Source organism: Adhaeribacter sp. (assembly GCF_057359045.1).
The window spans coordinates 1-13151 of sequence record NZ_JBMQUD010000019.1 but is presented as its reverse complement, the minus strand read 5'-3'; the positions used below and the strand labels follow the sequence as shown (position 1 = coordinate 13151).

Below are 13151 nucleotides of genomic sequence, written 5' to 3'. Positions count from 1 at the left end.
TAACTCTTTCGTAAAAGCAATGCTGTGCGAGGTATCTAAACCAATAATGCCTACCCGCTTGCCTTTTGTTTTTTCTTTACCAAATGCCGGACCGGTGCTTAACTGTAAGCCTAAACCAATGCCAGCTACGGCCGCTGTTTTCATAAATTCTCTTCTATCAAAAGATTTTTTCATGGTGTTAGTTTAAAAGAGTTTAACATATCTGAGCGGGCTTATTAGTGCCTTTGTTCCGGCCGCTATCGTTTCTTTAGTATGTATCTTTTAACTGCTGATTTTTAACCCGGTTTAAGGACGAGGATTATTTGCTCCTTTAAAATTTTTAGTAATGTCCCGTTCAGCCATAACCCAGTTATAAAATATTCCGAAAACTAAGACGGGGTCATAGTTCGGGTAACCTGCCTGTCATTAAAACCAAACGTCTGTTTCTAAAATCGGGAAACCAAAGACGTTGGCGTTAAAACTGTTGTGGCTACTTAAAACTTACTTAAAATATTACCCCGCCAATAAAGCTGTATAGTACAATAAATATTTAATCTAAGTATGCCTGTTCCAAACCAAACCCTGCAAATCGTGTACGTACCCGAAGGTACGAAATAATTTATATATTTAATTTTTTTCTACTTTTTTATTTTGTTAATATTTAATAATCAGGCTAGATTTCTTACAAATTATCGGGCATCTCCAAATAAAATTTAAAGATTCATGCCAAACCGCAGTTGCCCCAATTTATTAGCTTGCTGCTTTACCAGACCGTATTATTTGGCTTTTGCTTTATATGCCTGGTGCAAAATAATTTTAAAGGGTGCACCTTCTTCAAAATCATAAATATAGCCTTTGGTATAATCCTGGGGTACCCGGGCAGTGCGCACCACCATGGTTGGCCCCTGATAAGCCTGTACAAACGATACCGGCCCGCAAAATACCTTCGTCTGTTTTCCTTGCCGTTTCACATCCTGAATAGTATAACATGCATCGCGCTCACCGGTGGTTTCTACCATAATCTGTTCGCCTTTTAAACTGCCATCAGTGGGCAGTTTAGCATCTACTACCAACCAGCCACCGCCGGCTTGTTCTTTATTCATTTGGACTACCTTACCCGTAATTACCCCGTCCGATTTCAGGTTTAGTTTTCCATATTTCAGGGCCGAACCATTGACCAAAACACCTTGATTTGCTTTCCCGTCTGATTCGCGCACGTAACCTATTTTGCCGGTTAAAGCTAGCCCGTTGGGCAATTGCCATGGTTTATTTTCTTCGGGATTAAACAAGACAAAGTCGGTGGTACCGTCTACGCGCTCCACTTTAATTGCCACGGCAGTTCCCTTGCCGTCGTCAATACGCTGCACCGATTTTATAAAAGGCTGATGCCGGTATGGTTCTATTACCGATACAAAAGTGCTGTTTAAATCGGTGCCCGTCCGGTGCATGAGCAAATAGCCCAGTTGCTTGGGATTACCCGGTTTGTTTTGTGGCGGGTCGCCGTGCGCCATAGCCACATCTTGGGTGGGCGTTAAGGCATGGAACCGCAGGTGTACGCCATCTTTATCGGTAAGGCCGCGGTAACCGGCCTGGGCTTGCCAATCCAAGGTAAATTGTGTAGGTGGTTTTTGGTCGCGGCGTACATTGTACAAAAAAGAATAACCTATCGGGAAACCTTTGGCAGCGGCGCCCTTCGGAATATTTTCGCCGGCGTAAGTACCTTTGGGTTGCACCTGTAGCTTTAAACCGGTCGTTTTTATTTCGCCGGGCGGACCGTGGAAGCTGTACAGATGGTCCTGCCCGCCAACTACCCGGAAAATATCTACCACGTAAGCGTTGCTATCCTGGCTACTACCATCGCCCCCAATTAAAAACAAAGTACGGTTATATTCTTTCAGATCGGGATAAGCTTTTTTACCGTCGATCTGGAAAACGCCAAAGCCTTTTAGTTGTTTGAATAATTGGGTAGAACCGCTCCAGATCTCTTTTTGCGGTTTCTGATTAACCAATACGGTATTATGCGAAATGGTGCTGCCGTTCCACTCGGTGTTATTGGGCATATTGGTAGCAAATTCCGGATAACCCAAATCGGGCGCTAACCAACGGTCAAAGGCAAACAAATCAAAATTAAGCATATCGGGGTGTGCGTGCTTAATAGTACGGCCGTAATTACCGGCCAAGGCCACCCCCGATTTACCTGCTTCGGCTTCGAGCAAAGCCAAACCAAAACCGCTCATTAAGTAACCACCCACCGGTCGCGGACCAGCTTTTTCGGCAATACGCTTTATTTCGGTACTTAAGGCTTCCGGATCTTTGGAAAATATATCACGGCCAAGCCCCTGCGCCGAATTATTATTGGCCCGGTAAGCGGCAATGGCAATTTCAGGGTTGCGGGTAAACTGGTAACCCTGCGCCATAAATTTAGGATTGACGTAGCTTTTGGAAACAGAACCCGTGGACCCAGCATCGCCAATATTTGGAATAGCTTTACCCAGAACGGCTAAGCGGTAAGCCGCCGTAAACGTAGCGCCAAACTGCGGAAAATCCCGGATAATATTGTGTTTGGTATAAGCCGGATAATCGCCCAGCAAAGAGGCTAATTTGGTAATTAAATCGCCCCACATAAACGTATACCCCGGCGCGCCTTCGTCGGTGGTACCGTCGCGGTCGAATTGATTCACCATTAAACCCGGAATAGCGCCGCCTTCGGGGGCAAACAGCCAGTCGAGCCACTGGGTGGTTTCGGGTTCGGAATTAAGAGCTACCGCGCACATGGCTACCGTAAGCTGGTGCATGCCCTGGTTACCCCTTATTTGCCCGGAAAGCACACCTTTATAGGCGGCCCGGAGAATACCATCGTCTACGTTTTGCACAAATAAATCGCGGGTACCTTTGGTATTGGGTAAACGATATTTTTGAGACTGGGTCCGCAGAAAAGCATACAAGCTGGGATCGTCCTGGGTACCGCTTAAAATTTTATCGTACGAATCGGCAAACCGTTGTATCACATTGGTTTCCCAGATAGAGCCTTCTATTTTACCCATGTGGGTACCGCCATCCGAATGGTACCAGCCCCGGTCGGCATAAGGTTTCCAGTCCATGCTGGGGTAAACATCGGCAATGCGATCGAGCAGAATGGCAGCTTTGTGGGCGTATTGCTTATCGCCGGTATACAGGTAAGCATCGGCCAAGGCCGATAACCCATTATTCAGGTACATCCAATATTTCCAGGTATAATACCCGATAAAGCGGTGCGCCCGACCATTCTGGTCGATATACCCAAAGCCGTCGTCCACGCCAAATTTATGCAAAGGATCTTTGGGGTCGGGATGGTCGGCGTTATATAATAACTTTCTGTCGCCTAAAGCCGGGTTAAACAAGCCATTTTTATCCAGGGCACTACTGTAATATTTGGCAAAATCGTTCGTTGGGAAAACCGATTTACAGGAAGGGCAGGTTAATTTCCAGGGTTTATTTACAAAATCCGGGTTATACGGGTAATTGCCGTACTGCGATATTTTATCGCCGCACTTCAGGCAGCCCAGAAATTTAGGACCGGTGGTTAAGCGGTCAAACGTTACATCAATACAACGGGGCAAATCCTGCCCCGGCACCATGGCCCAGAGTTCTTCGTCTTTTATAGATACCCAGGGTTTGGCGTTGATGATAGCCGCCTCGCGCATTTGCCGGGCCCAATCATACTTTTCGCAATTATTACGCAGATTGGCTACCCGCTCGGCAGTATACCGGCCACCATACGGGCGGGCGGCTAACAGGGTTTGGGAAGTTAGTAAAACCCAGGTAAAAGTAAATACAAAAAAAGCAGCAAAATTCCGCATCTGTATTAGTATTAAATTTGAATATTAAACCTCCTTAAAATTGCTTTAGGGGAGCCGGATTATTTCCAGGTTTATACTGGAGATTATTTTAAGATTATTTTAAGCAGCAAGTCTAGGCCGCACGGCTTTACTCATTTTTTTGCAGGTAATGATTTTTCTCTGAATAAAAAATAACTAAGACCCAGCAGTACATGGGCGTCTTGCCTTATCATAGTTCTTTCATCATTCTCTTTAAATTTCAAGCTATTATCTGCTTTTTTATATAAAGCTAACTGAGGCAATAGTGTACTGTCGATGGTCTTAAACAAGCCCTCTCTAGAAAAAGTATACATTAACAATCCAAGAGCCCAGAGTCTAACATTCTCTTCGTGGTTGTGATGATTTTTCCCAATACGTTCGTACCATTTATTTCCGGATCTAAACAACCAGACGTGGTTGATTATCCCCTCCCAGGAAATACCTAAATCTCCGCCATTATCTTTAAAGTCTCTAAGCCCCTCCACAATATAAGCCATATGAATTAAGTCATTTGGTCTCTTTTGCGTTAGGCCGTAGTTCCAATAAAGATTATTTTGTTTATCCTGCATTTGGTTGTTGCGCATTACAGAAATTATTTTCTGGCTCTTTTTATTTAAAAGGTTTGATAAGGAATCATTGACTGTAATTCGAGCTATTCTGCACATTTGCCCGGCCAGGTAAGTAGCAGGATTAAAAACATCATATTTTCGGTCGTAGGTACTTAAAGAGTAGGCCGGAATGCCTAGGGGCGAGTCATAGGTGTTGTTTAAATAAGGGGCCATGCATTTTAAAGCAATAGATAAGGCCTCTTTAGCATGAGGTGATTTTTTATCGCATTCCCACCAATCTAAAAGCGCTTTTACCACCACGGCGGTAGTAATGGTATATTCCTGATGTATCGGATTTAAAGTAGAATCCCCAAAGGCATCCCAAGCATCTGCCAGGCCATATCCTATTATGCCGTTCTTATTTCTATCAGAATTATTTACAAGCCATTTACCGCATTTTCTAACCATTCTTAAAGCACTAGAGTCCCCTTCAAACTTAAACCGGTTAGCCTCAGCACTCAATATCAATCCATAGGCCATGGGCCTATCTTCCGACACATTATTATAAACATCAATACCCCGACCTGGAAATTCAGGATCTAAATTTTTAAGGATAGAAAAGTAAGTTTGCCTTGGCTCAAAAATTGGTACTTGCTCTAGCCCTTCTTTTTTAATATTTGTACCACAACCTAATAAAAACAGGAGCCAGCCTCTAAATAATAAAATTTTCATTCTTATTACTTAATGATGTAACGCAAAATTTTCTTGCAAACAGTTTGTTTGTCCATAGAACCCATTCCGGTCATTCAGGTAGAAACTATATTGTAGTAAGCCAAATAATTTCCGCCTGAATGACATGGTGAATTGCTTAAACTTCTTTTATTTCTGGGGTGGGATACCAGTACATTTTTACTACAGTTTATAGCTGCACAAATGCGAGCCACTCACAAAATAAATGCGGCCATCCAGGTAATCGCCGCCCGCGTCTATGGCTACCGGCGATTCGGCAATCAGTTGCATTTTATAAGTACCGGCATTTACCCGCACAATGCCTTTGTGAAACAATAAATAAATCTGGTTTTTAGGTCCTGCTACAAAAACCCGGGGCGATTGTTCGGCAGCCGTTAGGCCAAAACTAGCTTCCACGTTTTGCTCGTGCACAACCTTTTTCTGAACGGGGTCGAAAACAAAAAACTTTTTCCGGTCGGCAATGCCGTAAATTAAGCCTTTTGGCCCCTGACACATATCGGTAAAAGCCTGTGTTCCGGGAAAAATCACCTGGTGCCACTCTACCTTTTTCGAGGCAATATCTATTAGGTAAAGTTCTGCTTCAGTTGCTTTTTTCTCGCCGCCGGTACCGGGTGCGGTAGTAGTACCGCCCAGCAACTTACCTTTGGGCAAAGCTACCATACTCATAGTCGATTGATCCGGGATAAGATCTGTATCTCGGAGCAGGGTTTGCGCTTTTTTCTCTCTGTCCCAGAACAGCAAGCCACCACCCGTATACCCATATTCCGGGGTGCCACCCATTATCACGGTTTTACCATCGGGGTGGGCCAGTACCCGGTGCGGCCGGTGAATGACCGGCGACACATTGGTGAGAAAAAGCGGATTAGTGTCTTCTTTCTTCACGGTTTTAACCCAGGGTTGGGTTGTATTCCATTCTAACAAGGAGCCCTGGGGGTAAACGCCGAAGTAAAACATTTTACCTTGCCGGGTAATGGCATTAAACTGGCCATAGGCTTCTTTATTTATCCAGCTGTTTGTTTTAGGGTTATAGCTAAAAAAACGCATCGGGAAAGCCGTACCGCCACTAATGGTGCCATCCGGCGATACCCCTACTCCCATTACCCAGGCGCCTTCGCTGGTGTAGTTAAATTTTACTTTTTTAGTAGTTTGGGTTTGCGGATCGGTTACTTCTAGTTCGCGGTCTACCAGGTTGCAGGATTTTATTATTTTACCGTCGGGGAAACGGTTGTGAAACAAAGTTTGGCTATTGGTAATAATGGGCTTGGGATTTCGCTTAGGGTGCGTGCCTATTTTTTTTGCTTTGCCCCCGTGCAACTGGTACCAATCGGTTTTGCTTTGTAAAGCCTGCCCGTAAACTTTACCATCTAAGTCGCGGTAAAGGTAAGCATTACCCCGTTGCCGCTCGGCTTCCGTAAAAATGGGATTCACCTCCCGGGAGTTTGGGTTAAAGGCAACAATCTGACTGGCCGTACTACCTAAGGCAAAATACAACCAGCCAGTATCGTCGGTGGCTACAAAGCGTTGGTACTGGGCCCAGTTTTGTTTGTATACATACCCGTAGTCTATTATTTCGCGGGTTTTGGGATTAAAAGAAACCACCCCGCTGTTGGGATAAGTTACCGCCCAGATTACGCCGTTATCGTCTTCGGTCATACCCATCGCCATTTTGGGCATAGTAGCTTTATGAAAAGTAAAGGCCCGCTTTACCGGATCAAACTCTACAAAATGGCTGTTGAATAAGGTATAAAATTTATTCTGGCTCGATAAGATGGAAGCATAAGGCGTGTCTTTACCCGGTGAAAATGGCATGGGAAACTCCTCACTTTTACCAGTTTCGGCATCTATTAGCAATAAAGCGTAACCACCCCGGTAGTCAAAAAGCCAAACCAGCACCACATTCCGGCCATTGCCATCGACGGTAGCCACCGTGCCCCGGTGGTTGCTAATCGGCGAGGCTACCCCGTGGTCGGTGAAACCATTTCCCAAATTCTGGGCACTACCCCGGCCGGCAAAAGTGCAAAATAAGCCAACAAGAAAGAGAAATCTACTCAGCGAATGGGTAGTATAATACATATTTTAGCAGTATTAAAAATCAAATAGCGGCTAGTTTGTCGCGGTTGTCATAAACCTTCATAATGGCGTTAACTACATCGTCCATATCCTGCTTCGTACCCAACAAAGAATTTACCCCCGACAGGATTACCATTTCTTCGTTTACCACAATATCGCAATTGGGGCATTTTAGTTCCTGGCGATATTGTTGCAGGCGGGCCGCCGTGTACATTTCTTTATATTCGGGTAAACCTAAGATGTGCTCTACCCAGGGTTCGCCGTGTAAACCTTTGGCAATATAAGGGCTTAACTTAACCCCTTCTGCCCCAATGGCTTTTAGAAATTTACTCCGGTCGGCGTTGTTAAAATGCGCTTTGTGGTACGACATGGCATAATGGTAATATCCGCCGCTTTCGGTACCGGCATATTGTTTTTGGGGTACCAAACCTTTAAAGCCTTTTAGTTTTGAATTTAAATATCTGGCGTTTTCGTTGCGCAGGTTAAAGCGCTCTTTGGCACCCGGTAATTGGCCCAGCAGAATAGCTCCTTCAAATTCGTTCATGCGGTATTTCGGGCCGATGGTTACGTTGCTGCCTTTGCGGTCGGTGCCGTGGTTTTGTACCGTATAGCATCTATCCATCAGGGCTTCGTCATTACCAATAATAGCGCCGCCCTCGCCGCAGGAAATTTGCTTACTGGCCTGGAAACTAAAGCAACCTACCTCGCCGATGGTGCCTAATTGCTTGCCCTGGTAGCTAGCAAAATTGGCTTGGCAGGCATCTTCTATCACCCGCAAATTGTGCTTTTTAGCCAGGGCCATAATGCTTTGCATGTCGCAGGGCATGCCCATCATGTGCACCGGAATAATGGCCTTGGTATTTTTATTTATTTTTTTAGCCACATCGGCCGGATCTAACTGAAAAGAAGCCCGGTCTAAATCGGCAAGAACCGGTAAGGCCCGGCTGGTTAAAATGGCCGAAATGGTACCAAAATCGGTATACGGCGAGGTTATTACCTCGTCGCCGGGGCCAATGCCCATCGCCTCTACGCAGGTGGCCAGTGCCTGGGTGCCGGAGCCGGTGCCCACGCAATATTTAGTCCCCATGAGTTTGGCGTATTCTTTCTCAAAAGTAACCACTGTACCGGTAGGCGACTGAATCCGGGACCAAATACCGCTTTTGGTGGTGTTGGTAATAGATTCGAGCATTTTATCGTCTACGATCATACTGGGCCACTTGGGCCAGTCTTTGGTACGTACCGGTGAACCGCCCAAAATAGCTAACTTATCGGCTTTGGTGCGGATGGGTTTACCAAAAGACGGAATAGTCTGGGCAACCATGGCCCCGATGGAACCAAAGGACACGGCGGTCAAGAAACGCCGTCTGGTAAATTCATTTTTCATTTTTCCCGGATTTTAAGGTTTATTAATTATTTATTATAATCGATAGTTATTCTGCCCAACACAGTTTTATCAGATACCAAGCAGGCGTTTGGCGTTGCCCGAGCGCAACAGCTCTTTGGTTGGGGCATCGGCCTCTGTGTCGTACAAAGATTCTATGCGCAGTTGGCCGGTTACATAATCCAGAATCGGCGAATGCGTACCAAAGGCAAATTTTTCTTTTCCAAAGTTTTTCAACTCCACGCCCATATCGTTTATGGAGCGGCCGGAGGTATCAATCAATAAATTTGTTTTTTTCACCAGCGCCATCTCTTCTTCGGTCAGTCTGGCACCGTTGGCCAGGTTCAGGATAATATATTTGGCATCCGGCACGGCTTTGATAATGGGCAGAATATTTTTCAGGTTCCATTCGGGTTTGGGGGTGCCTACCACGTAATCAATGTCCATCCAGGAGCGCTGCCGGCTGTCTATCATGCGCAGGTTAAAAGCTACCGGAATGCCTTTGTCGCGGGCTCTTTTTACCAGTTCTATACAAGCCGGGTCGGTAATATCGTAGTCGTGGTATTTGGGATACAGGCGCAGGCCCTTCATGCCCATTTTATTTATGCAAGTATCAAAATCTTCGCGCCAGCCGGCGTAAATAGGGTTAATTACGGCAAACGGAACAAAGGCATCGCGGAAGCGTTTATTGCTTTTCAGTTCTTCGTAGAGTTCTTCATTGGCCGATTGGGTATTTTTATAAAATATCCCGTTCAGGTTGCTGATTACCGAAACATCTACCCCAAACTGATTCATTCTTTTCAGCAATTTTTCGCAGGTATTGTATTGCATTTGCTGAAAGGGCCAGTGACCCACATAGGCATTTATATCAATTAACATGTCTTCCGGCCTTTTTTAAAAGGTTGTTATAATTATGAAAGAATATTTTCTGCTTTTGGGCATCGGTCAGGTTGGCGGCTAATACTTTCCCTACCGACTGGTAATAGCAATTATCGGAACCGAACAAAAGCCGGTCTTCGCCTAACTGGCGCACCGCAAAATCAATCAGGTTTTCTTCGTTATTGCTGCCCGAGGTGTCTACATACACGTTGGGAGAATTTTTGAGCGCTTTGCACATATATTCCCAATCGCCGCCGCCGCCAATGTGCGCATACTGGAAAACACCTTCGGGGTATCGTTGGGCTACCGCTACAAAATCTTCGGGTATCGAAACCCCGGCGGGTTTATAGCCATTGTACTTCATGCGATAACCACCTACCCCAATCTGGCACTCGGCGTGGCTATGAATAACCATTTTCTGGTCGATGAATTTTTCCAGAATGGGTGCATACGCGGGGTCGCTGATTTTAACCTGGTAATACAATTTGGCGCCAATCATACCGGCATCGGTGCAGCGCTTAATTTCTTCCAGGGCCTCTTTGGGGTTAAAGGGGTTTACCGTCATGTTGCCGGTAAAGCGGTCGGGGTGCAGTTTCATGACATACAGCACCACATCGTTGTGGTCTTTGTAAGCCTCGGTGGTACCAACCGGTACGCCACTCACCAGCCGGGTAACCGGTTTCGAGAGCACTAATTTTTCTACTCCCAGCCGGTCCATATAATCTAACAGCTTATCGGCCAGTTTTTTTTGTACGGCTAAATCGCTGGTTCCTAAATCTACGTGCACGTGGGCATCAATCTTCCGGAACTTCTTTACTTCCTGCATTAAATTGTAAGAAGCCGCCGGGTTAACCGTGGTTGGTGCTTCGGCCACTGCCGGTTTCGGTAAACCCCAACTATTAGTCGCTACCAGTACACCGGCCGCCGAAAGTGCGGTATCGGTAAAAAATTTCCGGCGGTTCATTTTATGCTTCATAAAGGCTTACATCAAATATTGGTTGGGGAGCTTTGTTTTATCAGGAGATATTTTTCCCGGACTTTTTTAGAACCTGGTTATAGTTATCGAAGAATATTTTCTTTTTTTGGGTTTCGGTTAAGTTGGCAGCCAGCACTTTACCTACTGATTGGTAATAGCAGTTATCGGAGCCAAAAAACACCCGGTCTTCGCCTAATTCTTTCACGGCGTAATCGAGCATGTATTCGTCGTTGCTGCTGCCCGAAGAATCGACGTACACATTGGGCGAATGCTTGAGCATTTTACAGGTATATTCCCAATCGCAGCCAGCACCAATGTGAGCAAACTGAAACATGGCTTCGGGGTAGCGTTTGGCGATATCCACAAAATCTTCCGGTATGGAGGTATTGGGCCGCATCTTGGTGTCGTATTTCATGCGGTAACCACCCAGGCCCAGTTGCAACATGGCGTGCATGTGGATTATCATTTTCAGGTCGGCCATTTTCTCGACAATCGGGTAAAACAGCGGGTTATTTATTTTTACCTGGGTATAAACCTTTAAGCCCACCATACCCAAATCCACACAGCGTTTTATTTCCTCCAGCGACTCCTGCTGGTGCTCCACGTTTACCGTAAATTGCCCAATAAAGCGGTCGGGGTATTGTTTTATAGCCTTCAGGACAATATTATTCGATTGAATAAAATCCTGGGGCGCACCCGGACCGCTGGTAATGGGACGCGAAATAAACAGCTTTTCGATGCCCAGTCGGTCGGCAAACTTCAGGTTCTCTTCCGGCCCGCCGTGGTATAAATCTACGTGCACGTGCGCATCCAATTTCCGGTACTTCCGCAAATCCTTCATCAGGTTATAAGACGAAGCTGTACTGACTGGCTCTGCAGTTGCTGCGGCCGAACTTTCCCGGAGTGTATTAGCCGCCAGGTTATCAGCCAGCATTACGCCCGCCGCCGAAAGCGCCGTATTGGTAAAAAATTTCCTCCGGTTCATTTTTATTTACTTAAATATCAGATCACTTCTTAATGCCGCAGCAATATTTGAATGACCTTTATTATGATTATTTAGTACTTGCTAGAGAAGCTGTTCTGTATTTATTCCGAACAGAATCGGACGCCATGGGTGGTATTATCACCGCCAATTCTAAAGCTTCTGCCAAACTTCTGGCTAGTAAAAACACCCAGCCAGGGCAATGATTTCAGCCATTTTATAAAAAGCGAAGCAGCTTAAATATTATAATTCCCGAATCCGGATGTTTTTAAAATACGCTTTGTTGCCGTGGTCCTGCAGCACAATCGGGCCATTTTTAGCCGAGCCGTAATCTGGATAATCTTTCCACTTGCCTTCCGTTTTTTGCTTCGTCCACTCGGGTGTCCAGGCCTCGAAACTCACGATTTTGGCGCCGTTTAACCAGTGCTCTACTTTGCCTTTGTTAAATATTATTTTACTCGTGTTCCATTCGCCAACGGGATTTAATTTCTTTTTGTCATTGGGCAGGTTCATGGCGTAGTCGGCACCGGTTTTTTGCCATTCTTCGAGTTTAGCCGGAAAATTCACATCGTCAATAATTTGGTACTCGGGGCCGGTTTCGGAAGGCTTTTTGTATTTTGGGTTTTCAATTACATGGTAAAAAACGCCACTGTTACTGCCCTGGTCTATTTTCCACTCCCAGGCTAATTCAAAATTTTCGAATTGCTGGTCAGTTACTATATCGCCGCCGCTAATACCTTTTTGAGCACCTAAACAAACCAGCGCGCCATCTTCTACCACCCAGTTTTTAACTTCACCGGTTTTGTTGTAGCCGTGCCATCCTTTCAGGCTTTTGCCGTCGAAAAGAGTAATCCAGCCAGTTTTTTTGTTTTTCATGCGCGGAGGTTTATTATTTAGTTTTCCGGTAGCCTTACCGGATATTAAAAAAGTAGCTAGTACAAGTACACTAATAATTTTTAAGGAAATTTTCATGATAATTAAAAATACTGCTGGGTATAAATGGTTATAAGTTGAGAAATATCTGTCCTGATTTAATTGATCTATACAGTTTGGCTTATTGCTAAAATGGATTTAAATCTGGTGGCCAGCCTTCTTTAACACTTTATTATAATTCTCAAAAAAGATTTTCCGTTTTTGCGCCTCGGTTAAATTAGCCGCCAATATTTTTCCTACCCCTTGTAAATAAGAGCTATCGCAGCCAAAGAATACGCGGTCAGTTCCTAATTCCTGTACCGCAAAATCGACCAGTAACGCTTCGTTGTTACTGCCGCCGGTATCAACAAACACATTGGGTGAGTTTTTAAGCGCTTTGCAGGCATATTCCCAATCGCCGCCGCCTCCAATGTGCGCGTACTGAAACATGGCCTCGGGGTAACGTTTGGCAATCGCCACAAAATCTTCGGGCACCGACATGTTTGGCGCTTTTTTTACATCATATTTCATCCGGTAGCCACCCACGCCTAGGGTACTTTCGGCGTGCACATGTACCAGCATTTTTAAGTCGATAAATTGCTCGATAATCGGGTAAAAAAGCGGGTCATTAATTTTTACTGAGTTATAGATTTTCATGCCCACCATGCCCATGTCCACGCAGCGTTTTATTTCTTCCAGCGCCTCTTTTGGGTAAGTTGGGTTTAGGGTAAGCTGCCCCACCAGCCGGTCGGGGTATTGCTGCACCGCCTTTATAACCAAATCATTCGCTTCCCGGAACTCTGGCGGTGTCCATTTT

The 13151-nt window shown here is 45.3% G+C and carries 10 protein-coding genes; all 10 read right to left on the bottom strand.

All coding sequences use genetic code 11. From position 1 onward, the window contains the following. The coding region (locus ACO1R6_RS03530; RefSeq protein WP_486262228.1) for a twin-arginine translocation signal domain-containing protein at positions 1-174 on the bottom strand (174 nt) is incomplete at its 3' end. 581 nt (positions 175-755) lie between these two features. Then, entirely contained in the window at positions 756-3818 is a 3063-nt protein-coding gene (locus ACO1R6_RS03525) for a heparinase II/III domain-containing protein (protein ID WP_486262226.1), read from the bottom strand. Between the two features lie 131 nt (positions 3819-3949). Then, positions 3950-5116, bottom strand: a complete 1167-nt coding sequence (locus tag ACO1R6_RS03520) for a hypothetical protein (protein WP_486262225.1) — start codon at positions 5114-5116, stop codon at positions 3950-3952. Positions 5117-5296: 180 nt separating this feature from the next. Continuing rightward, positions 5297-7207: a hypothetical protein gene (locus tag ACO1R6_RS03515; protein ID WP_486262224.1), complete on the bottom strand. Its 1911-nt coding sequence runs from the start codon at positions 7205-7207 to the stop codon at positions 5297-5299. A 19-nt stretch (positions 7208-7226) separates the two neighbouring features. Next, positions 7227-8588, bottom strand: coding sequence for a DegT/DnrJ/EryC1/StrS family aminotransferase (locus tag ACO1R6_RS03510; RefSeq protein WP_486262223.1), 1362 nt, complete (start codon positions 8586-8588; stop codon positions 7227-7229). 69 nt (positions 8589-8657) lie between these two features. Further along, positions 8658-9464 carry an amidohydrolase family protein gene (locus ACO1R6_RS03505; RefSeq protein ID WP_486262222.1) on the bottom strand — a complete coding sequence of 269 codons (807 nt, stop codon included), beginning with the start codon at positions 9462-9464 and terminating at the stop codon, positions 8658-8660. Further along, entirely contained in the window at positions 9454-10440 is a 987-nt protein-coding gene (locus ACO1R6_RS03500; protein ID WP_486262221.1) for an amidohydrolase family protein, read from the bottom strand. Before ACO1R6_RS03500 ends, ACO1R6_RS03505 begins: the two co-directional genes overlap by 11 nt. Positions 10441-10480: 40 nt before the next feature. Further along, positions 10481-11425 carry an amidohydrolase family protein gene (locus ACO1R6_RS03495; protein WP_486262220.1) on the bottom strand — a complete coding sequence of 315 codons (945 nt, stop codon included), beginning with the start codon at positions 11423-11425 and terminating at the stop codon, positions 10481-10483. Positions 11426-11665: 240 nt separating this feature from the next. Next, positions 11666-12298 carry a 3-keto-disaccharide hydrolase gene (locus ACO1R6_RS03490; protein WP_486262219.1) on the bottom strand — a complete coding sequence of 211 codons (633 nt, stop codon included), beginning with the start codon at positions 12296-12298 and terminating at the stop codon, positions 11666-11668. A 195-nt stretch (positions 12299-12493) separates the two neighbouring features. Beyond that, positions 12494-13151, bottom strand: a 658-nt coding sequence (locus ACO1R6_RS03485) for an amidohydrolase family protein (protein WP_486262218.1), incomplete at its 5' end; no start/stop codon positions are given.